The organism is Bradyrhizobium sp. STM 3566 (genome assembly GCF_045571445.1).
In the GTDB taxonomy this organism is placed as follows: domain Bacteria; phylum Pseudomonadota; class Alphaproteobacteria; order Rhizobiales; family Xanthobacteraceae; genus Bradyrhizobium; species Bradyrhizobium vignae.
The window spans coordinates 3,744,623-3,762,544 of sequence record NZ_CP120692.1 but is presented as its reverse complement, the minus strand read 5'-3'; the positions used below and the strand labels follow the sequence as shown (position 1 = coordinate 3,762,544).

Sequence of the window (17,922 nt, the reverse complement as noted above, 5' to 3'; positions counted from 1 at the left end):
TGGGGCTTGTCCCGGGCATCCACGTTCTTGGTTCTGCGCGGCAAAGACGTGGATGGCCGGGACAAGCCCGGCCATGACGGAGCACTTACTGCAGCGTCGGATCGAGCCGGTCGCGCAGCCAGTCGCCGATTACTGACACCGCCAGCGTGGTGACGACGATGGTGGTCGCCGGCGCCAGCATGATCCAGGGTGCCCGGGTGAGGTATTCGCGGCCATAGCCGACCATGTTGCCGAGGCTGGTCATCGGCGGCTGCACGCCGAGACCGAGGAACGACAGGCCGGATTCCGTCAGGATCACCTCTGGGAAGACCAGCGTGGTCGAGACGATCAGGGTGGAGGCGATGTTGGGCAGGATGTGCCGGAGATAGATCCGCGACGGCGTTGCGCCAAGCTGGCGGACGGCGACGGCGTAGCCTTGCGCATTGGCGGAGATCGCAAGGCCGCGCGCGATGCGGGCGTAGCGCTCCCAGCCGAACAGGCCCATCAGGCCGATCAAGAGCGGCAGCGAGTTGCCGAAAAAGGCGAGCACCGCCAGCGCCATGATCAGGAAGGGCATGCTGGCCTGGAAGTCGGACAGCATCAGCACGAGCTGCTCCACCAGCCTTCGGAAATGCGCGGCGAGGAAGCCGAGCGTGGTGCCGACCATCGCCGAGATCGCGGTGGCGCCGAAGGCGATCAGCAGCGAGATGCGGATGGAGACGAGCGACCGCGACAACACGTCCCGGCCGAGCTCGTCGGTACCCAGCCAGTGCGCGGCATTGCCGGGCGCCGAGAGCCGGTTGCGCAGGTCGAGCTGGGTGAAGCCGTAAGGTGCGATCTTCTCCGCGAAAGCCGCAATGACGAGCATCGCCACGATCCAGGAGATCGCGAGCGCAACCGAGACAGGAATCGCCGGCAGGCTGATGCGGCGGCGGACGCTAGATCCTAGACTTGACGCGTTTTCTTTACGCGAACCGGAATCCACGTCGCTTGAAAACGCTTTGGTGTCCTTCAGCGTCGCGTCGGTCATGCGTGCGCTCCTTTGCTGCGCAGCCGCGGATCGAGGAAGCCGTAGAGGAAGTCGACGACCAGGTTGGACGTCACCATGGTCATGGCAACCAGCAGAAGGATGCATTGCACGACCGCGAGGTCGCGGTTGGCGACCGCGACGACGAGCAGGCGCCCTACTCCCGGCCAGGCAAATACGCTCTCGACCACGACCGCGCCGGCCATCAGCGTGCCCACCATGAAGCCGAGAATTGTGACAGTCGGGATCGCCGCGTTCGGCAGCGCATGCGAGGTCACCACCTTGCGCCACGGCACGCCTTTGGCCGAGGCGGTGCGGATGTAGGGTTGGCCCAGCACTTCGAGCATTGCGCTGCGGGTGAAACGCGCCAGCACCGCAGCTCCGCCGAGGCTCAGCGTTGCGATCGGCAGGATGGCGTGGCGCCAACTGTCCTGCCCGCCTGAGGGCAGCCAGCCGAGCTGCACGGCGAAGACGAGGACCAGCACCAGCGCGAGCACGAAGCTCGGTACCGTGAAACCGGCCACCGCCGTCATCATCACGGCACGGTCGATGCCCGAGCCGCGATGCAGCGCGGCGTAGATGCCGGCGGGAATGCCGAGCGCGACCTTGAAGACGAAGGCCGGCAAGGTCAGCGCCAGCGTCGCCGGAATCCGCTCCAGCACCAGCTCGATCGCGGGCCGGCCGTCGCGCATGGAGCGGCCGAGCTCGCCCCTGGCGATGGCGCCGAAATAGTCGAGATACTGAAACCAGATGGGATCATCGAGGCCCCAGGCCTTGCGAAACGCCGCGAGCACCTCCGGCGGCGCCTCGGGTCCCAGGATCATCAGCGCGGGATCGCCCGAGAGGCGCAGCACGACGAACGCGAAGGTGACGACGAGCACGATCGTCAGCGCCGCGCGTCCGATCCGAATGGCGAAATAGCGCCCCATCACGCCGCGTCCCGCGCCGGCGTGCCCGTGACGAGATGGCACGCGACCCGTCTGTCACCGCTGATGGCCGCGAGCGTCGGCACCTCACTCGCACAGCGCGCAATCGCGCGCGGGCAGCGCGGATGGAAGGCGCAGCCTTGCGGGCGCGCCGCCGGGTTCGGCGGATCGCCTGACAGCACGATCCGGCCGGCGCTGCGGCGGCCCGGCGCGGGCGAGGCCGAGACCAGTGCCTCCGTATAGGGGTGCTCGGGGCGCGCAAAGAGATCGTCGGCGCTGCCGATCTCGACGATGCGGCCGAGATACATCACGGCGACGACATTGCTGATCTGCCTGACGACGCGCAGGTCGTGGCTGATGAACAGCAGCGTCAGCGACAGCTGGGCCTGGAGATCGGCGAGCAGGTTCACCACCTGCGCCTGGATCGAGACGTCGAGCGCGCTGACCGGCTCGTCGCAGACGAGAAAATCGGGCTTGGTCGCCAGCGCCCGCGCCAGCACGATACGCTGGCGCTGGCCGCCGGACAGCGCGCCCGGATAGCGCGCGCCGTGCGCCGGTGTCAGCTCGACCGCGCGCAGCAGCTCGCGCACGCGCTCCTCGCGCATCGCGGGCGTGCCGAGGCCGTGGATGTCGAGCGGCTCGCGGATCTGCGTTGCGACCGGCAGGCGCCGGTCCAGCGCCCCCAGCGGGTCCTGGAAGATCATCTGCATGCGCGCGCGCTGGGCGCGCCACACGGCTGTTCCCGGCGCGGCCATGGGCTTGCCGCCAAACCGCACCTCGCCGCTATCGGACGGCTCGAGGCCGAGCACGATCCGCCCCGTGGTCGACTTGCCCGAGCCGGACTCTCCGACGAGGCCCAGCGTTTGGCCTCTGGCAATCGTGAGCGACACGGCGTCGACGGCATGCACAGCCGTCGCTCGGCCGAACATTCCGGAGCGCATCGAATAGGTGCGCGAGATCGCGGAGACCTCGACGAGCGGCGCGCTCATTCGGCGGCGATCCCGAGCAGCGCGCGGCGCGAAGCCTCGGCGCGGATGCAGGCGACGCTGCGGTCGTTCGCGATTGGCGCCAGGCTCGGCGCGGCCAGGCCGCACGGTTCGGCTGCCAGCGCGCAGCGCGGCGCGAAAGCGCAGCCGCTTGGCATCTGCGCGGGATCGGGCACCGTTCCAGGAATAGCGGTGAGACGCCGCCGCGGTCCGTCGAGCGGCGGCAGTGCGCCGATCAGGCCCTGCGCGTAGGGATGCACGGGATCGGCGAACAGCTGGTTGCTCGGGGCGTCCTCGACGATGCGGCCGGCATACATCACCGCGACACGGTCGCAATTCTCCGCGACGACGCCGAGATCGTGGCTGATCAGCACCATCGCCATGCCGAGCTCGCGGCGGACCGTAGAGAGCAGCTCCAGGATCTGGGCCTGGATGGTGGCGTCGAGCGCCGTGGTCGGCTCGTCCGCGATCAGGAGATCGGGATTTCCGGCCAGCGCCATCGCGATCATGATGCGCTGGATCTGCCCGCCGGAGAATTCGTGCGGATAGGCCTCTAACCGCCGCGCCGCATCGGGAATGCCGACGAGTTCGAGCAGCCGCCGCGCTTCCGTCTTCACGGCGCTGCCTTGGAGATCACGATGCAGCGCCAGTGCTTCGCAGAGCTGCTTGCGAATGGTCAGCACCGGATTGAGCGCGCTCGCCGGATCCTGGAAGATCATGGCGATGCGCCCGCCCCTGACATGATCGAGCTCGGCTGCCGGCGCGCCGAGGATCTCTCGTCCCTCGAGCTGCACCGAGCCTGTGACATGCGCATGCCGGGGCAACAGACCGAGCGCGGCCAGCCACGTCACCGACTTGCCGGAGCCGGACTCCCCGACGAGGCCGAGGGCCTCGCCCCTCTGCAAGACAATGTCGACGCCGCGCAGGACCGGCACGCCGTTGAAGGCGACGCGCAAGTCCCGGATGCTGACCAGCGGCGCCACGTCAGGCCTCGAAATTGCCGGCGCGGAAATCCATCGCGAAGGCGGGCGCCGCCTTCCACTTGATCGACTTCGGCTTGGCCGTGAAGGTCGCGTTCTGGTGCAGCACCGTGTAGGCGGGATCTTCGCGCTCGGCGATCTCGAGCATGCGGTGGAATGCCTTCCTGCGGGCGGCGCGGTCGGTCGAGGTCTCCAGGAACTCCGAGAGCTTGTTGAGCTCGACATTGGTCCATTCGCCGATCTGCTGCTGCTGGCCGTTCGGGCCGTGCTGGGCGACCAGCGAGGACACCGGATCGTTGAACGCGGCCGAGTTCGACCAGTCGCGCACGGCGCGGGTCGGCGCACGCTCCATGATCTGCGACCAGTTCTCCTTGGTCTCGATCTGCACGTTGAGCCCGACCGACTTCCACATCTCGACCAGGATCTGCGCGGTCGCGACCTGGTTGGTGTAGTAGTTGTTGAGCAGGCGATAGGGAATCGGATCGCCCTTGTAGCCCGCCTGCTTCAACAGATCCTGCGCGAGCTTGGGATCGTAGGCCGGCACGTTCCAGTCGGCATTGAACATGTCGCCGTAGAATTCCCACTGCAGCCCCTTCGGCACGCGGGTGCGGCCGGCCCACAGGCTGTCGACGATGGCCTGGCGGTCGATCGCGTGGGTGAAGGCACGCCTGACAAGCGGGTTGGCGAGCACGGCGTGGTTCTTGTCGAACACGGTCAGCCGGTGATTGAGGATGGTGCCGCCCTGCACTTCGAACGCGGCGTTCTTCTCGATGCCGGCGATCTGGTCCGGTGGGATGTCGCAGGCGAACTGGTATTCGCCCGACAAGAGACCGTTGATGCGGCTCGCGACTTCAGGCACTTCGAGGAAACGGATGCGCTTGAGCGGCGGGCGGCCGCCCCAATATTCGTCATGCGCTTCGAGGGTCAGCGACACGTCGGGCTTGAGCTCGACGACCCTGTACGGACCCGTCGTGATCGGCTTGCGCGCCCAGTCGAGATAGCTGGCGGACTCTTCCCAGGCGCGGCGGTTCATGATGTCGGAGCCGTAGCGCGACAGCCGGCCCTCGATCGTGACATCGGGCGTCGCGTTGTAGAAGCGCACGGTGTACTTGTCGACGGCATCGACGCGCACGAGGTCGGGCCAGATCCGGCGGGCGACGGCCGGCACATCCGGCGGCAGCTCCTTGCCCGGGCGCGGCGTCGGGATTTTCTCAAAGGCCTGGATGGTGGAGCGGCTCTTGGCCTCGGTCTCGCCGAACATGCGCTCGCGGCTGAAGGTGAAGACGACGTCTTCCGCCGTCAGCTCGTCGCCGTTGTGGAATTTAACGCCCTGTCGCAGTTTCACCTCGACGGTCTGATCGTCGATGCGGTGCCATTCGGTCGCAAGGCCAGGCACGGCTTCCAGATTGCCGCGCCAATTCTTGGAGATCAGGCCTTCCCAGATCGAGGAGAAGAACACGCGCTCGCCGACATTGGATTGCTCGCGCAGCACGTCGAGCACGTTCGCATTGGTAACCTTCTGCACGGCGATCGTCACCGACGGACGGTTGTCGCCTTGCGCGATCGCAAAGCGCGGCAGCAGCAATGTGCCGGCGGCGGCACCACCGGACGTCAGGATGGTGCGACGGGTGAGCTTGCTCATGATGATGACCCCTGCCCTTTCCGATCCGACTATTCAGCGAGACCGAGCGCGGCGAGATGCGCGGCGCCCTTCCGGATGTCGTCGTGGTTACGGAGCTCGAGGATGAGCCGCGGGTTGGACGTCAGCCGGCCAAGGGCGCGGAACACGGCGATCCAGGGGATATTGCCTTCGCCCGGCGCCCAGTGCCGGTCGGCAAAGCCGTCGGTGTCCTGCAGGTGCACATGCGTCAGCATGTCGCCGGCGGTCTCGACGTAATAGTCGACCGGCGGCGCTCCGGTGGAGACATGCGCGTAATTGGCGTGGCCGGTGTCGAGCGAGACGCGGACCTTGCTGCTTTCGAGCGCCTTGGCAAGGCGCACGCGGTCGCGCGGATCCTTGTCCTCGATGTTCTCGATGACGATTTCGCAGCCGATGGTTTCGGCGCGCGCGATCACCTCGGCGAGCGTCGCCTTGACGCGTTCGACGAGATTGCCGCGATTGTCGGGATAGAGATCGAGATTGTTGTGGTCCCAGGTCGTGAACGGCGAATGGATCACCATCTGCGTTGCGCCGAGGAACTCGGCGGCGTCCAGCCCCTGGAGCAGGCGCTTGGTCACCGCCTGACGGATCATGGGATCATGGCTGTCGATCTTGAAGCCCCAGAACGGGCCATGGATGCCGAGCCGGCCGGTGTAACCGGCGAGCATCTGCTTGATCTCGCCGGCGGTCGCGCGCCAGTCGCTCTCGAGCAGATCGGCACGGAAGAAGTCCTGGATTTCCAGATCGCGCTGCCGTTCGAGAAGCCAATCGCGATGCGCGGGGATCGATTTGATGGATAATGCGGCGCCCAACACCGGCTTCGACATGGCATGCTCCCTGGCCGTGATGACGGCAGCAGCGCTAGACCACTTCAATGACAGGCCCGTGAAATGCAGGTTGCGAGGTCCCGATGGGATGTGGACATCCCGTCGGTCGCGCGCTGCAGATCTGCGATGGCGACCGACGCAGAATGAACAGATAGCAAGCGGTATTCATGTCCGTAGTGATCCGGGATGGAATCCTAACCGGCCTTCGCGTACATCGCGCGACATCGATCGGCGGCCACTCCACGGGCATCACCTCCGATCGCGCAACATGGGGTTGGGGGACCACATGGGGCGGGGATTGAAGGCTGGGGCAAGGTGACGAGGTCCGGACTCCTAGGCACTCCGGACCTCGCGCTTTCCATCAGCACGGGGCGTCCCAGCATATGCCTCAGCCCACATGCCTGCCATGAAGCAGCTCGAGATGAGCGTCAGCTCACATCGCATCCTTCAGCGTCAGCCGCGCCATGAACGTCACGCTGATCTTTTCCCCGGCGGATGTCAGATCGTCCCTCCTCCAACGCCGCCCGATCAGTTCGGAACGTTCCGCTCCAGATCCTCGAGCCAAGCGGCCGCACTCGAATCCGACGGCGCGCGCCAGTCGCCGCGCGGCGACAGTGAGCCGCCGGCCGAGACCTTCGGCCCGTTCGGCATGGCCGAGCGCTTGAACTGGCTGAAGGCGAAGAAGCGGCGCAGGAACACTTCCAGCCAGCGGCGGATCTCCGGCAGATCATAGGCCCTGCGCCGGTCGCTCGGAAAAGCCGGCGGCCATTCGCCCTTCTCGGCGTCCTTCCACGCCTGTAGCGCCATGAAGGCGATCTTGGACGGCCGCATGCCGAAGCGCAGCGTATAGAACAGGTTGAAATCCTGCAGCTCGTAAGGCCCAACGGACGCTTCCGTGCTCTGCGGTTTCTCGCCGGGCTGCACCGGCACGAGCTCGGGCGAGATTTCAGCGGCCAGGATCGAGCCAAGCGTCCGGTTGACGTCGTCACTGAACTGCTTCGAGGAGATCACCCAACGGATCAGATGCTGGATCAGCGTCTTCGGCACGCCGGCATTGACGTTGTAGTGCGCCATCTGGTCGCCGACGCCATAGGTGCACCAGCCGAGCGCGAGCTCGGAGAGATCGCCGGTTCCGATGACGATGCCGCCGTGATGGTTGGCAAGCCGGAACAAATAGTCCGTGCGAAGGCCCGCCTGCACGTTCTCGAACGTGACATCATAGACCTTCTCGCCCTTGCCGAAGGGGTGGCCGATGTCCTTCAGCATCTGGGTCGCGGTGGTCCGGATGTCGAGCTCCTGCCAGCTCGTGTGCAGCGCCTGCATCAGCGCCAGAGCGTTGGTCTTGCTCTCGCTGCCGGTGGCAAAGCCGGGCATGGTGTAGGCAAGGATGTTCTCACGCGGCAGGCCGAGCAGGTCGATCGCCTTGGCGGCGACGATCAACGCGTGGGTGGAATCGAGGCCACCGGATACGCCGATCACGACGCGCTTGGTACCGGTCGCGCGCATGCGCTGCACGAGTCCGGCGACCTGGATGTTGTAGGCCTCGTAGCAATCCTGCTCGAGCAGGCTCTCGTCGCTCGGCACGAAAGGGAATCGCTCGACCTTGCGCAGGAAGCCGATATCGGCCGCCGGCGGCTTCAGGGCAAATGTCACCTTGCGGAAAAACGCCTCGCGCTGCCGACGGTTGTCGTCGAACGTTCCCATCAGCGCGCGTTCCTGCCTGAGCAGGTCGAGATCGACATCGGCATATGTGATCTGGCCGCCCTGCCGGAATCGCTCGCCCTCGGCCAGCAGCACGCCATTCTCGTAGATCGAGGTCTGGCCGTCCCAGGCGAGATCGGTGGTGGATTCCCCTGCCCCGGCGGCGGAATAGACGTAGGCCGCGAGGCAGCGCGCCGACGTCGATTGGCACAGCAGCGCGCGCGAGCGGGCCCGGCCGATCGTGATCGGACTGCCCGAAAGATTGATCAGCACGCTTGCGCCCGCGAGTGCGAGCTCGGAGGCCGGCGTCACCGGGATCCACATGTCCTCGCAGATCTCGACGCCGATGGTGAGGCCCGGAACGTCCTCAGCGGCGAACAGGAGATCCACGCCGAACGGCGCGTGCAGGCCGGCGAAGGCGATCGTCTCTCCGGCGATGCCGGCGCCGGAGGCGAAATGCCGTCCCTCGTAGAACTCGCGATAGGTCGGCAGGTAGCTCTTGGGCACCACACCGAGGATGTTGCCGCGGTGAATAACGACGGCGCAATTGTAGATGCGATGACCAAAGCGTAGCGGCGCCCCGACGATCAGCACCGTCATCAGCCCGGCGGAGGCCTCAACAATCGCGGCGAGCCCGCGCTCGACCGCATCGAGCAGCGAATCCTGCTTCACAAGATCTTCGATCGCATAGCCGGACAGGCAGAGCTCAGGAAAAACGGCAACTGCCACCGACTGCTCGTGGCAGGCATCGGCGGCGGCCAGGACAGCCTTGGCGTTGGCCGTGGGATCGGCGACATGGGACGTGGTGACACAGGCCGCCACGCGCGCAAATCCGTGAGCGTAGATCGAATGGAAAGTCATCGAGCGCAGTACCCTTGAATCTCTTCGCTGCCGAAGCCGTCAGCTCCGGACCATATGTAGCCCATCGACAGGGTCCCGTGCGAGCCATCCGCCGTCATGCATACCGGATTTGCAAGACGGCCTGTCCAGCGCTGGCGAGCTCAGGCGCTGCGGGCCAGCACACCGGACAGATCCTCGCGCAGCCATTCGGCGATCCGGGGCCAGGCATGCGCGTGGGTGCGCGCGCCCATGAACAGGCCGAGATGGTTGCTCGGCTCGGAAGCCGCCGCAATGAAGGCCGGCGGCGTGCCGACAAGCCGGGCGGTGGCAAGCGCTTGCGTCGCCGGCACCACTTCGTCGTCGAGCCCGGCGAGCAGGAAGATCGGCGACTTGACGTCCTTCAGACGAACCGGGCGGCCGAGTGCGACGAAATCGTCGCGGGCAATCATGTTCTCCCGGAAAATCCCATTGACGATCTCGAGATAGTAGGTGCCCGGCAGATTGAGCGTCTCGGCATTCCAGCGGTCGAAGCGCGCGAGCAGCGCCGTTCCCTGCTCATCCGAGAGATCCCGCTGCAAGGCCGCTACGATGTCGTCGTCATCAGGCGCTTTGGACCAGAAGCGCAGCATCTCCTCGCCGCTGACATTGCCGCCGCCGCGCGCGACGAGCTGGTCGTAGACCATCCCGGGCGCGTTGCGGGCGAGCCGGGAGAGCGAGGAATCGATCGACAGGTCCACGGGAGCGCCGACCAGGACCAGCCGCCGCACCTTGGCCGGAAAGCGCGCCGCGTAGAGCAGCGACAGCCATCCGCCTTGGCAGAGCCCGACGAGATCGACCGGCGCGCCGATCTCGTCGACGGCGACGTTGAGATCGCCGAGATAGCTGTCGATCGAGAGATAGCGCATGTCTGATGTCGCCGACCGCCAGTCGGTGAGATAGACCCGGTCGATACCGCCATTCTGCAATGACTGCACCACGCTGTGGCCCGGGGCGAAATCGGCGATCAGGGCCCGATGCAGCGCATAGGGCGCGCAGACCAGCGCCGGCTGGCCGGACCGAATCTGCGAGCAATCGCGCAGCTGCATTGTTGCGAGCTCCAATGCAACGCTGTTGGGTGTCGTCCATGCCAGGCTGCTGTCACGCGGCTCCGCGGGTCCACGATCCAGCCACCAGAAGCAGGCGTCCATGGCAAGCTGCGCTGCCGCAAACGGCCACAGCCGCGGATCATCAGCAGCATGCCCTGATCCGCGTGTCTGTTTGGCGGTCTTTTCCACCATGGCTACCTCGATGTCCTCACAGGAAAGCCTCGAGGCTGACGACGGCGATCCCGAGATCCCGAAAGCTTTGATGGGTCGCGGCCACCGAGCCGTCGAGATCGATGCCTCGGCAGGCATCCTCGATGACGGCCACCTCCAACCCCGCCTTGCGCGCATCCTCCGCCGAGAAGCGGACGCAGAAGTCCAGCGCCAGACCGGCGACGAAGACGGTCTTCAGCTCGCGTTCGCGCAAATAACCGAGCAGTCCGGTCGGCGTCCGATGGTCGTTCTCGAACAGCGCCGAATAGGAATCGATGCCACGGCGAAAGCCCTTGCGCACCACGAGGCTCGCCCGGGTCACGTCGAGATCGCGATGAAATTCAGCCCCCGCCGTGCCTTGCACGCAATGCGCTGGCCATAACACCTGCCGGCCGTAGTCGAGCTCGATCGCCTGGAACGGCTGCTTGCCAACATGGTTCGACGCGAACGAGACGTGGTCGCGCGGATGCCAGTCCTGGGTCAGTACTACATTGGTGAATTTTTGGGCGATCCGATTGATGGCGGGGACGACCTTTTCGCCGCTGGGAACGGCAAGCGCTCCACCGGTACAGAAATCGTTCTGTACGTCGATCACCAGCAGCACGTCGCGGTCGGAAATCTTCATCGCAAGGTCCCGTTCGAGCCGCCCGGTGTCGAGCACCGGACGCCCCCTCCCAATGTCGATCTTCCGGCGCAGCTTCGCAACCACAGACCGCGTGCGGCGATACCGCGCTGATGGACGCTGATGGACAAGGTCGTCCAGGATGCAACGGTTTGACCTTATCCGTGTTGACTAGGAACAACCAAGCGAGGATCCTCAGACCGTCCGCGTTTGCGGATCGGATCAGGAACGGAGGCGAAGGTTCCCGAGGGCCGCCAGGGCCGCGGAAGCCGCAGGGCCATGGGCATCGGCAGGACAGGAAAGATTCTTCTCGCCGATATCGGCGGCACCAATGCGCGCTTCGCACTGAGCCTGAGCGATCAGACCGGACCGATCGATATCGATTATGTGAAGGTCGCCGACTTTCCGACCGTCCGCGAAGCCATCGCGGACGTCCTGGCGCGCCGGTCGGGCGGCGATCAGCCCAAAAGAGCAGTGCTGGCGGTGGCGGGTCCCGTCACCAACAACCGCTGCGTCATGACCAACAGCCCCTGGGTCATCGACGGCAACGAGCTGCAGCCCGCGCTCGGCTTCGACAGCGTCCATGTGCTGAACGACTTCGAGGTGGTGGCTTGGTCCCTGCCCGCCTTGCAACCTGCCGACCTCCTCCCGCTGGGCGGAGGCGATGGCTTGCCCGGAGAGCCGTTGCTGGTGGTCGGGCCAGGAACCGGTTTTGGTGTCTCCTGTCTGATTGAACGCCATGGCGCGCGACTGGCCGTCGTCACTGAGGCCGGGCACGCGACCCTGCCGGCTGAGAACGAGCGCGAGGAACGTGTGATTGCGTGCTTGCGCCGACGCCTCGGCCATGTCTCCATCGAGCGTGGCGCACTCTCGGGTTCCGGGCTGCAGAATCTCTACGAAGCGTTGGCTGAGATCGATGGCGTCCAGGTGCCGCATCGCGATGCCGCGGCCATCACCAAATCCGCGCTGGAGGGCAGTTGTCCCGTCAGCCGCGCGACGCTGGAGATGTTTTGCGCCATCCTTGGCTCGGTTGCCGGCAATCTCGCGGTGACGTTCGGAGCCCGCGGTGGCGTCTATATCGCCGGCGGAATCGTGCCGCGCTTTCACGAATTCCTTGCGGCCTCCGCGTTCCGGGCGCGCTTTGAAGCGAAGGGACGCTTCCAGGATTATCTGCGCAACATCCCGACCAGGCTCGTGATCAAGCCTGATGCGAGCTTCGTCGGCCTGAAGATGTTTGCCGACCACACTTCGGATTGACGGGCCGTTCGCTCTTTGCCGCTCACGGGCGACGGTAATTCACAGCAGATTTCTGCGGGCGCCCGGTTCCAGGCAGGAACGCGCTTGCGTACACATCTCAGATGAGAAACAATCTCATCGTGTGTGGCGTAGTTGCGGGGGCGTGACATGCGTAAACAGGATTTCGGTTTCGACTATCACCGCTATCACCGCCTGTTGCGCGAAGCCGACAGCGAAGACAAGCGGTTGGCCCTGATCGAACTCCTGATCGAGGAAAAGGCCCGTGACCGGCTGGCTGCGCAGCGCGCTTCGGATCGCGCGGCCATGACGGCTCACACCATCGCCATGGTGCTGAGGAACGGTCGCAACTGAGGCTTGCAATCCGGTCGCGCCCGCTGAGAACGCGGGATTCGTTTCCGATTCCGTTAACGACGCCTCGCAATCTCATGTCAAACTTTTTGCTCTAAAGGTTCCCTCACCTGATGCAATTCAGGATCAACAAGGGGGGAATGAACATGAGCATGATTTCACTTATCGCGATGCCGGCCGCCGTCGAGACGCGTTTCGCCGATTCGTCCTTCAAGACCATCTTGCTGTTCTGCTGCACGGGCGTGGTCGCCTCGTTCGGTCTGATGGCGCGCGGCATCGACCTCGGCGCCGGCCTGATGTGAGAGCGCGACGAATTCCGTCGTCAAATGGCCGCCCAGAGGGGCGGCCATTTTCGTTGGTGCTCAGTGTTGAGCTTTGTCCGGGGCTCCCGGAAACATCGAATCGATCATCGCCTTGAGCTGATCGATCGCGATCGGCTTGCGCAGGATCGGCCTGCGCCGGAGCAAGGACGGCAGCAGTTCCGGGCCGTAGCCTGTGGCGAACAGAAACGGTTTTCCGCGACGCTCGATCAAGTCGGCGACCGGATCGACGTAGACGCCCATCAAATTGATGTCGAGGATGGCCAGATCGTATTGCGCGGTCATGGCAAAGGCGCTGGCGTCGCGCACATTGTCTGCTTCCGCGACGACGTGGTGGCCGAGTTCCTCCACCATGTCGGCGATCATCATCCGGATCAACGCCTCGTCTTCGACCAGGAAAACGGAGAGTCCGTCCGCCATATCAACCCCGCAGTCAGCCTTGCGAAGCTAACCATAACCGAATTGCGGAGAGGATTCACGAATTCGTGGCGGGCGCGTCAATTCAGATGCGTCCGATTCAACTTGATCAATCCAATCCGCGCTCGTGGCTGAGGCGCACCATCTCCTGAATGAAGACCTGCTTCTGCTTGTCGTCGAGGCTCGAATAAAGCGGCTCGGCGGCGTCGGCGACGTTGCGTTGGTCGGCAGCCCGATCAATCAGGAACTGGGCTTCGTTGCGCATCTGCTCGATGATGTCGTCGGGTGGATCCCGCTTGGCGCGCGCAACCCGCAGGTTGAGCCGCTCTGCACCATTATGCCCGAGGTAGTGCATCGCGCTCGCGAAGCCATACCAGTGCTTCTCCTGATCCGCCGTCAGATTCAGCTCGGTCTTGATCCGCTCGATATAGGAATCGCTGTTGGCGACAATCTGCTCGGCCGTCAGCTGCGGCGCGCCGGTCTGGGTGAGGACCGTGACATCTTTGTTGTCTTTATTGCCCTTGTTGTCCTGCGGCGCGTTCTTCGCCTCCTTGCTCGCCTTGGCACCCTTGCCCGCCTTGGCGCTCTTGGCATCCTTGTCCTTGGCCGCCCCCTGCTGCTTGGCGTCCTTGCTGGACTCCTTGGCGGGCGGCGGCTGATTGTTGCCGTTGCTGTTGCCGACGCCGAGCACGCCGGTGAAGACGCCAACCACGCCGCCGATCGCGCCGCCGAGCACGCCACCGACCGGACCTGCCGCCTTGTTCCCGGCCGCGGCGCCTTCCTGAACGCCTTTGACCAAACCTTGAGCATTCGCCACCGCGGCGGCACCGAGCAACAGCGTAAGCACGGCGCCCAGCGCGAGGCATCGCCGCAGGTAAAGCCGCGCTGACGGCGCCGTGTCGGTCATTCTCGTCTCCATCTCTGTTCTGAGTCTTTTCTGACTGGCCTATCGGGGGGAGTCACGGGCCAGCTGCAACTCTATCGTTTCCGCCGGTTCGAGGTCCAGACGCATCCGATCCGCTGTCCACGCCCGAAAAGTCTTTGGCGCGAAGCGGTTATGCAGGCTTATTCGAAACTGCGGCGTAAATGCGCACCGATCCTTCCAGACGGATCGACGCGAAGTGTGCGTCGCAAAAACAACGAGCGCCCTGCCCCTGCGATCCGTCGCCTCGACACGCGTCCGACGTTTTCCGGACACAACGTTAGTTCTAGACGCGGAGCCATTCGGCTTTCTCGACAGACGCGATCAATCATGATCTGATCGCGCTACCAATTTGCCGCGGCATCCGTGAATTGACCACGCGGGCCGACGGCGCAAATAAGAAAATCGAGCAACAAGAACTCAATAAAGAAGTCTCTCAGAGGAAGCTCCAACAACAACACCCAAGCGAGGAAACGAGATGTCACGAAAGACACTGACGCGACGTCAATTTGTGGCTGCCACAGCAATGTCCTCCGCGGCGCTGATCACGGCGCCCTATGTCCGGGGCGCCTACGCTGCCGGCAAACTCTCGATCGGCTTCTGGGACCATTGGGTGCCGGGCGCCAACCAGGCCTCGACCGATCTCGTCAATGAATGGGCGGCGAAGGAGAAGGTCGAAGTCTCCATCGACTACATCACCAGCAACAACAAAAAGATCGAGCTGACCGCCGCCGCCGAAGCCCAGGCGAAATCTGGCCATGACATTCTCCAGATGCCGAGCTGGTGGCCGCAGGCCTACGCCGAGAATCTCGAGCCGCTCAACGACGTCATGGAGCCGCTCCTCAAGCAGAATGGCGAGGTGAACGGCACCGTCAAATATCTCGGACAATCCGGCGGCAAATGGCTCGCGGTGCCCGCGACACCCGGCAGCCAGATCAAAGGCCCCTGCTCCCGCATCGATCTGATGAAGAAGCACGCCGGCATCGACGTGCAGGAGATGTATCCGGTCGGCGCTCCGCCCAAGGCGGAGAACTGGACCATGGAGACCTTCCTGAAGGCGGCCGAGGCTTGCCAGAAGGCCGGCTTTGCCTTCGGCATCGGTCTCGGCGAGACCACCGACAGCGTGGATACCGCCGGCGCGATCTTCCAGTCGTTCGGCGCCGAGCTCGTCAATGCCAAGGGCGATATCACGGTGAAGACCGATCAGGTCCGCCAGGCCATGGAATTCTACAAGAAGCTGATCGCGTTCCTGCCGCCGGATGCGCCGTCATGGGACGACGCTTCGAACAACAAATGGCTGATCTCCGGCCGCGGCGCGATGATCCTCAACCCGCCGAGCGCCTGGGCCGTCGCCAAGCGCGATGCGCCGCAGGTCGCCGAGCAGTGCTGGACGCACGGCTTCCCGTCCGGTCCCAAGGGCCGGTTCGCACCGTACCTGCCCTACTTCTGGGGCGTCTGGAGCTTCGGCAAGAACAAGGAGGCGGCCAAGAGCCTGCTCGTTCACCTGTCCGCGCCATCGTCGATCGAGAAGTTCGTTGCGGTGAGCGGCGGCTACGACCTGCCGGCCTACGCGAACATGACCAAGTTCAAGACCTGGGCGGAGGAAGGCCCGCCGAAGGGAACGCTCTTCCACTATCCGGATCCCTACAAGCATCAGACGCTGTCGATCGCAGCGTCGCCCGCGCCGCCCAAGATCGCGCAACAGATCTACTTCCAGGCGACGCTGACGAAGATGGCGCTGCGCTATGCGCGCGGCGAGAGGTTGGATCAGGCGCTCGCCTGGGCCGAGGGCGAGTGCGAAGGCTTCATGCGGAGCTAAGCCGGGCGTGTGCCAGGGCGGCTCGCGCCACGCGCGTGAGCCGCCAGGGCTCCGTCATCGGATCCGCAAGACCTTGAAGCCGACCGTTATGGCCGGCTCCAAGCTTGGACTGCTTGCAAGAAGACTGACCTTAAGGATTCTGACATGGCCGATGTCGTCGTTGAGCGAGGTCGCGTCGCACGTGCCACGGGCGCGCGCAAGGGAAAGAGCCTGCGCAATGCGCTCGGGCGAAAATCGACGGTTGCGTTCTTCCTGACGCTGCCGCTGATCCTCCTGATCGCGCTGCTGGTGCTCTACCCCGCCTTCTACTCGGTTCACCTCGCGACGCTGAACAAGGCGATGACGAAGTTCGTCGGCCTCGGCAACTTCACCTTCCTGTTCAAGCGCGAGACGTTCTGGATGGTGGTGCAGCAGTCCTGCATCTTCGCGATCACCGCTGTCATTTTCAAGGCGATGATCGGCTTCGTCGTCGCGCATTTCGTCCATAACATCCCGGCCAAGGGCCAGCGCAAATGGCGCGGCATGCTGCTCGTGCCCTGGGTGATCCCGCCGGCGATGAGCACGCTGGCCTGGCTGTGGCTATTCGACCCCTCCTACAGCGCCTTCAACTACACCTTGTCCTTCTTCGGCGTCGGTCCGATTCCCTGGCTCGGCGAAACCTTCTGGGCGCGCTTCTCCGTCATCCTCGTCAACGTCTGGTACGGAGCGCCGTTCTTCATGATCATGTATCTGGCCGCACTCAAATCCGTGCCCGATCAGCTCTACGAGGCCGCGGCCATCGACGGCGCCAATTGGTGGCAGCGGATCTGGTACGTCACGCTGCCGATGATGCGCAACATCATCGCCATCACGACGCTGTTCTCGCTGATCGTCACCTTTGCCAATTTCGACATCGTGCGCATCCTGACCTCAGGCGGCCCGCTGGATACGACCCACCTGTTCGCCACCTGGGCGTTCCAGGTCGGCATCCAGAGCAGCGACATTCCGCTCGGCGCCTGCGTCTCGCTGTTCATGGTGCCGATCCTCGCCGTCGCAGCGATCTTCATCCTGCGCGATGTCACCAAACGCGGAAACGAAGCCTGATGAGCACGGTTGCAATCGACAAGGCCGGCCCCTCCCGCAAGGTCAAGTATGGCAGCATGAGCCGCGACCGTGCCTGGGCGCTGCGCTGGTCCTATTTCTTCCTGGTGCTGTTTGCGATCTTCTTCCTGACACCACCGGTCTACATGCTGATCACCTCGCTCAAGAGCAGCGCGGAGATCTCGGCGGCGACCAACCCCTGGTGGGTATTCCACCCGACGCTGTCGAACTATGTCGAGCTGTTGAGCTCGAACCAGTTTCTGCGCTTCTTCTGGAATTCGTCGATCGTGTCGATCGTGGTCGTCATCATCACGATGGTGATCAGCATTCCCGCGGCCTTTGCCCTGGCCCGGATGAAATTCTGGGGCTCGGCGACGCTGGCCACCGGCGTCTTCCTGACCTACCTGATCCCGGACAGTCTCCTGTTCATCCCGCTGTTCAAGATGCTCGGCGTGGTCCAGGATTATACCGGCATCACGCTGTTGAACCGATGGTATGTGCTGCTGTTCATCTATCCGACGCTGACGGTGCCGTTCTGCACCTGGATCATGATCGGCTATTTCGCCTCGGTCCCGAAGGAGCTCGACGAGGCCGCGCTCATCGACGGCGCCTCCTGGCTGCAGACGCTGACACGCATCTTCATCCCGGTCGCGCTGCCCGGGCTGATCGCAGCGACCATCTTCGCCTTCACGGTGTCCTGGGCCCAATTCCTCTATCCCCTGGTGTTCACGACATCGGTCGACCAGCTGGTGCTGCCGGTCGGTATCACCACCACGCTGATCAAGGGCGATGTGTTCAACTGGGGTCAGATCATGACCGGCGCGCTGCTCGGCGCCGCGCCGCCGCTGATCATCTACGCGTTCCTGATGGACTACTACATTGCCGGCTTGACCGCCGGCGCGACAAAGGGCTGATG

17 protein-coding genes are annotated in these 17,922 nt (G+C 64.5%); 6 read left to right on the top strand and 11 right to left on the bottom strand.

The window, feature by feature from the left end:
* Nucleotides 1-85: 85 nt before the first annotated feature.
* The 9 genes from P6U27_RS18060 to pncA form a co-directional block, all read right to left on the bottom strand.
* Complete coding sequence (locus tag P6U27_RS18060) at nt 86-1,009, bottom strand: ABC transporter permease (protein ID WP_407194333.1); 924 nt, start codon at nt 1,007-1,009, stop codon at nt 86-88.
* On the bottom strand, nt 1,006-1,935 hold the full coding sequence (locus P6U27_RS18055) for an ABC transporter permease (protein WP_162500274.1): 930 nt from the start codon (nt 1,933-1,935) through the stop codon (nt 1,006-1,008). Before P6U27_RS18055 ends, P6U27_RS18060 begins: the two co-directional genes overlap by 4 nt.
* A complete protein-coding gene (locus tag P6U27_RS18050) occupies nt 1,935-2,921 on the bottom strand; it encodes an ABC transporter ATP-binding protein (RefSeq protein WP_407194332.1) in 987 nt (328 codons plus the stop codon). Before P6U27_RS18050 ends, P6U27_RS18055 begins: the two co-directional genes overlap by 1 nt.
* Nucleotides 2,918-3,901: an ABC transporter ATP-binding protein gene (locus P6U27_RS18045; RefSeq protein WP_407194331.1), complete on the bottom strand. Its 984-nt coding sequence runs from the start codon at nt 3,899-3,901 to the stop codon at nt 2,918-2,920. Before P6U27_RS18045 ends, P6U27_RS18050 begins: the two co-directional genes overlap by 4 nt.
* 1 nt (nt 3,902) lies before the next feature.
* Nucleotides 3,903-5,540, bottom strand: a complete 1,638-nt coding sequence (locus tag P6U27_RS18040; RefSeq protein ID WP_122403245.1) for an ABC transporter substrate-binding protein — start codon at nt 5,538-5,540, stop codon at nt 3,903-3,905.
* Between the two features lie 29 nt (nt 5,541-5,569).
* On the bottom strand, nt 5,570-6,385 hold the full coding sequence (locus tag P6U27_RS18035; RefSeq protein WP_122403244.1) for a sugar phosphate isomerase/epimerase: 816 nt from the start codon (nt 6,383-6,385) through the stop codon (nt 5,570-5,572).
* Between the two features lie 528 nt (nt 6,386-6,913).
* Nucleotides 6,914-8,947, bottom strand: a complete 2,034-nt coding sequence (locus tag P6U27_RS18030) for an NAD(+) synthase (protein WP_407122429.1) — start codon at nt 8,945-8,947, stop codon at nt 6,914-6,916.
* Between the two features lie 140 nt (nt 8,948-9,087).
* Nucleotides 9,088-10,203, bottom strand: a complete 1,116-nt coding sequence (locus P6U27_RS18025) for an alpha/beta fold hydrolase (protein ID WP_122403242.1) — start codon at nt 10,201-10,203, stop codon at nt 9,088-9,090.
* A gap of 16 nt (nt 10,204-10,219) precedes the next feature.
* Nucleotides 10,220-10,846, bottom strand: coding sequence for a bifunctional nicotinamidase/pyrazinamidase (gene pncA, locus P6U27_RS18020; RefSeq protein WP_122406669.1), 627 nt, complete (start codon nt 10,844-10,846; stop codon nt 10,220-10,222).
* 276 nt (nt 10,847-11,122) lie between these two features.
* Here pncA and glk point away from each other — a divergent pair, with 276 nt between their 5' ends.
* From glk to P6U27_RS18005, 3 genes are all read left to right on the top strand, one after another.
* Nucleotides 11,123-12,100: a glucokinase gene (gene glk, locus P6U27_RS18015; RefSeq protein ID WP_129143477.1), complete on the top strand. Its 978-nt coding sequence runs from the start codon at nt 11,123-11,125 to the stop codon at nt 12,098-12,100.
* A 147-nt stretch (nt 12,101-12,247) separates the two neighbouring features.
* The gene (locus P6U27_RS18010; RefSeq protein ID WP_122403241.1) at nt 12,248-12,451 is read left to right on the top strand and encodes a hypothetical protein; all 204 of its coding nucleotides are present in this window, start codon (nt 12,248-12,250) and stop codon (nt 12,449-12,451) included.
* Nucleotides 12,452-12,594: 143 nt separating this feature from the next.
* Nucleotides 12,595-12,750 carry a hypothetical protein gene (locus P6U27_RS18005; RefSeq protein ID WP_164936885.1) on the top strand — a complete coding sequence of 52 codons (156 nt, stop codon included), beginning with the start codon at nt 12,595-12,597 and terminating at the stop codon, nt 12,748-12,750.
* 60 nt (nt 12,751-12,810) lie between these two features.
* Here the strand turns inward: P6U27_RS18005 and P6U27_RS18000 are convergent, their stop codons facing one another.
* A complete protein-coding gene (locus tag P6U27_RS18000) occupies nt 12,811-13,188 on the bottom strand; it encodes a response regulator (protein ID WP_122403240.1) in 378 nt (125 codons plus the stop codon).
* A gap of 106 nt (nt 13,189-13,294) precedes the next feature.
* Complete coding sequence (locus tag P6U27_RS17995) at nt 13,295-14,092, bottom strand: Spy/CpxP family protein refolding chaperone (protein ID WP_122403239.1); 798 nt, start codon at nt 14,090-14,092, stop codon at nt 13,295-13,297.
* Nucleotides 14,093-14,585: 493 nt separating this feature from the next.
* Here P6U27_RS17995 and P6U27_RS17990 point away from each other — a divergent pair, with 493 nt between their 5' ends.
* The 3 genes from P6U27_RS17990 to P6U27_RS17980 all read left to right on the top strand — a co-directional run bounded on the left by P6U27_RS17990 (nt 14,586) and on the right by P6U27_RS17980 (nt 17,920).
* Complete coding sequence (locus P6U27_RS17990) at nt 14,586-15,926, top strand: ABC transporter substrate-binding protein (protein WP_122403238.1); 1,341 nt, start codon at nt 14,586-14,588, stop codon at nt 15,924-15,926.
* Nucleotides 15,927-16,070: 144 nt separating this feature from the next.
* Nucleotides 16,071-17,009: a carbohydrate ABC transporter permease gene (locus P6U27_RS17985; protein WP_122403237.1), complete on the top strand. Its 939-nt coding sequence runs from the start codon at nt 16,071-16,073 to the stop codon at nt 17,007-17,009.
* Nucleotides 17,009-17,920, top strand: coding sequence for a carbohydrate ABC transporter permease (locus tag P6U27_RS17980; protein WP_122403236.1), 912 nt, complete (start codon nt 17,009-17,011; stop codon nt 17,918-17,920). The genes P6U27_RS17985 and P6U27_RS17980 overlap by 1 nt, the downstream gene beginning before the upstream one ends.
* The last annotated feature ends 2 nt before the right edge of the window (nt 17,921-17,922 follow it).

Excerpts from the sequence above, each read along its gene's own strand:
- pncA (WP_122406669.1), bottom strand. The coding sequence starts at position 10,846 with ATGAAGATTTCCGACCGCGACGTGCTGCTGGTGATCGACGTACAGAAC.
- P6U27_RS18000 (WP_122403240.1), bottom strand. The coding sequence starts at position 13,188 with ATGGCGGACGGACTCTCCGTTTTCCTGGTCGAAGACGAGGCGTTGATC.
- P6U27_RS17995 (WP_122403239.1), bottom strand. The coding sequence starts at position 14,092 with ATGACCGACACGGCGCCGTCAGCGCGGCTTTACCTGCGGCGATGCCTC.
- P6U27_RS18050 (WP_407194332.1), bottom strand. The coding sequence starts at position 2,921 with ATGAGCGCGCCGCTCGTCGAGGTCTCCGCGATCTCGCGCACCTATTCG.
- P6U27_RS17985 (WP_122403237.1), top strand. The coding sequence starts at position 16,071 with ATGGCCGATGTCGTCGTTGAGCGAGGTCGCGTCGCACGTGCCACGGGC.
- P6U27_RS18040 (WP_122403245.1), bottom strand. The coding sequence starts at position 5,540 with ATGAGCAAGCTCACCCGTCGCACCATCCTGACGTCCGGTGGTGCCGCC.
- P6U27_RS18060 (WP_407194333.1), bottom strand. The coding sequence starts at position 1,009 with ATGACCGACGCGACGCTGAAGGACACCAAAGCGTTTTCAAGCGACGTG.
- glk (WP_129143477.1), top strand. The coding sequence starts at position 11,123 with ATGGGCATCGGCAGGACAGGAAAGATTCTTCTCGCCGATATCGGCGGC.
- P6U27_RS18055 (WP_162500274.1), bottom strand. The coding sequence starts at position 1,935 with ATGGGGCGCTATTTCGCCATTCGGATCGGACGCGCGGCGCTGACGATC.
- P6U27_RS18010 (WP_122403241.1), top strand. The coding sequence starts at position 12,248 with ATGCGTAAACAGGATTTCGGTTTCGACTATCACCGCTATCACCGCCTG.
- P6U27_RS17990 (WP_122403238.1), top strand. The coding sequence starts at position 14,586 with ATGTCACGAAAGACACTGACGCGACGTCAATTTGTGGCTGCCACAGCA.
- P6U27_RS18035 (WP_122403244.1), bottom strand. The coding sequence starts at position 6,385 with ATGTCGAAGCCGGTGTTGGGCGCCGCATTATCCATCAAATCGATCCCC.
- P6U27_RS18030 (WP_407122429.1), bottom strand. The coding sequence starts at position 8,947 with ATGACTTTCCATTCGATCTACGCTCACGGATTTGCGCGCGTGGCGGCC.
- P6U27_RS17980 (WP_122403236.1), top strand. The coding sequence starts at position 17,009 with ATGAGCACGGTTGCAATCGACAAGGCCGGCCCCTCCCGCAAGGTCAAG.
- P6U27_RS18025 (WP_122403242.1), bottom strand. The coding sequence starts at position 10,203 with ATGGTGGAAAAGACCGCCAAACAGACACGCGGATCAGGGCATGCTGCT.
- P6U27_RS18005 (WP_164936885.1), top strand. The coding sequence starts at position 12,595 with ATGAGCATGATTTCACTTATCGCGATGCCGGCCGCCGTCGAGACGCGT.